The following is a 1513-nucleotide window of genomic DNA, read 5'->3' as shown; positions in this document are numbered from 1 at the left end:
TGCCGCCGGCCTCCGCCGCACCGCCCATGCCGGCCGCGCGGCGCACGACCACCCGCATGGACATCGCCGCACACGGCGTGGCGGTGCTGTCGAGCGTCGGCATGGCGCTGGCGCTGACGCCCACCGTCGGCCACCTGGACCTCGCCAACATCGCCATGCTGTTCCTGCTGGTCGTGCTGATGGTGGCGGTGCGCCTGGGCCGTGGCCCGTCCGTCACCGCGACCTGCGTCAGCGTCGCGTGCTTCGACTTCTTCTTCGTCCCGCCGCGCTTCACGTTCGCGATCTCGGACGTCCAGTACCTGGTGGCGTTCGGCGTCATGCTGGCGGTCGGCCTGATCACGGGCCACCTTACGGCCGGCCTGCGCTTCCAGGCGCACGTGGCGGCGCGCCGCGAGAGCCGCACGCGCGCGCTGTACGAATTCGCCCGGGCCTTGTCGGGCGTGCTCCAGACGGACCAGATCCAGGAAGCGACGCGCGACGCGATCGGGCGCACGTTCGGCGCGCGCACCGTCCTGCTGGTGCCGGACGCCGCCGGGCGCGTGGCCGTGGCCGGCGACGACGCCATCGCCGCGCTCGACACCGGCATCGCGCAATGGGCGTTCGACCAAGGCGCCAGCGCCGGGATGGGCACCGACACCCTGCCCGGCAGCCCCGTCTTCTACCTGCCGCTCGTGGCGCCGATGCGCACGCGCGGCGTGCTGGCGATCGAGGCCGCGACGCCGCACTGGCTCACGGCGCCGGAACAACGCCAGCAGCTCGACACGTTCGCGGCGCTGGCCGCCATCGCGCTGGAACGGGTGCACTACATCGAGGTGGCGCAGGACGCCCTGGTGCGCATCGAATCGGAACGGCTGCGCAACTCCCTGCTGGCGGCGCTGTCGCACGACCTGCGCACGCCGCTCACGTCGCTGATGGCGCAGGCCGAGGCGCTGGCCGGCTCCACGCCGCCGCTGGCCGCGGGGCAGCGCGCGATGGCCGACGCGCTGCGCGAGGAAACGGTGCGCATGGGCCGCCTCGTGACGAACCTGCTCGACATGGCCCGCATCGAGAGCGGCGACGTCAAGCTCAGGCTCCAGTGGCAACCGGTCGAGGAAGTCATCGGCAGCGCCCTGGCGGCCAGCCGCGCCGCGCTGGCCGGCCACGTGGTCGCGACCCGGGTACCGGCGGACCTGCCGCTCGTGCAGTACGACGCGGTGCTGGTCGAACGGGTGCTGTCCAACCTGCTGGAAAACGCGGGCAAGTACACGCCGCCCGGCAGCACGGTGACCGTCGCCGCGGAGCAGCACGGACAGTGGCTGAACGTCGCCGTGACGGACGACGGGCCGGGCCTGCCGCCCGACCAGGAAGAAGCCGTGTTCGAGAAATTCACGCGCGGCGAACGGGAATCGGCCAAGCCCGGCGTGGGCCTCGGGCTCGCCATCTGCCGCGCGATCGTGGGCGCGCACGAAGCGGCGGATGTGGGGCTCGTCTTCCACGAGCAGGGCGATACCGGTGAAATCACTCATCGTCGTTC

The 1513-nt window shown here is 72.6% G+C and carries 1 protein-coding gene; it reads left to right on the top strand.

Annotated features, from left to right (window positions below):
• Positions 1-1513 (top strand): DUF4118 domain-containing protein (locus ACEN88_RS31410; protein ID WP_413346038.1); only part of this gene is annotated, 1513 nt, incomplete at both ends.

This window comes from Massilia sp. CT11-108 (assembly GCF_047302915.1).
In the GTDB taxonomy this organism is placed as follows: domain Bacteria; phylum Pseudomonadota; class Gammaproteobacteria; order Burkholderiales; family Burkholderiaceae_D; genus Telluria; species Telluria orientalis.
This window is presented reverse-complemented; position numbering and strand designations above follow the sequence as displayed.